Raw genomic sequence first — 930 nt, forward strand, 5'->3', positions numbered from 1 at the left:
AATATGATCCGCATCGACGGTAACTACGACGACTCGGTCAAGGAGGCTGCGCGCGTTGCTGAAAGAGAAGGCTGGACTATTGTCTCGGACACGTCATGGCCGGGCTATGAACGCATCCCCGGTCTGGTCATGCAGGGCTATACCGCTCTCGTCAGAGAAGCGCTGCGAGCGTTGCCGGAAGCTCCGACACATGTGTTCATCCAGTCGGGGGTAGGCGGCATCGCGGCGGCTGTTGGCGGACATCTAGCGATTGAGTACGGCGACAAGCGGCCTGTATTCATCGTCGTCGATCCAGCGCGGGCGGCGTGCGTGCTCGAAACGGCGCGCGCGGGTCATCCGATTTCGATCAAGCATGGGCAGCCTACGGTGATGGCAATGCTCGAGTGCTACGAACCCTCGCTTGTCGCCTGGAGGATTCTTTCCCGCGTGGCCGACGCATTCATGACTGTGGATGAAGAAGACGCGATATCGATCATGAAGCGACTTGCCAATCCCGCCCATGGTGACCCATCGATAGTGGCTGGGGAGAGCGGCGGCGTCGGGCTGGCAGGGTTTCTCAAGGCGGTCGCCGATCTCAAGATCAAATCGAAACTGCGCCTCGACAGCGCCTCGCGCATTTTGGTCGTAAACACGGAAGGCGCGACTGATCCCGCGAAGTACGAGGAGCTCGTGGGCACGACGCCGGAAGCGGTGGCGGCGCAGCGCAGGACGGCATGACCATCGACAGCGAAGTTCTGAAGCCCCGAATCGCGGGGGGACTTGTGCCTCCGCGCACCAGGCCGGTGCCCTTGCGCTGGCGGACAACATCTCGGCCATCATTCGGGGACCGAATATTCGGCGGCCATTGCGATCTCATGGCCGGCATCGTCCTCCTACCGGATGCGTCTCCGCTCGGGCGCCCTTGCGCATGATCCAGCGGCACGACCGCAG

At 62.4% G+C, this 930-nt stretch carries 1 protein-coding gene; it reads left to right on the forward strand.

Features of this window, described 5'->3' with window-relative positions:
- Positions 1 to 717, forward strand: a 717-nt coding sequence (locus EN750_RS36490) for a diaminopropionate ammonia-lyase (RefSeq protein ID WP_127399428.1), incomplete at its 5' end; no start/stop codon positions are given.
- Positions 718 to 930 lie beyond the last annotated feature (213 nt).

This window comes from Mesorhizobium sp. M7A.F.Ca.ET.027.03.2.1 (assembly GCF_003999175.1).
Lineage (GTDB): Bacteria > Pseudomonadota > Alphaproteobacteria > Rhizobiales > Rhizobiaceae > Mesorhizobium.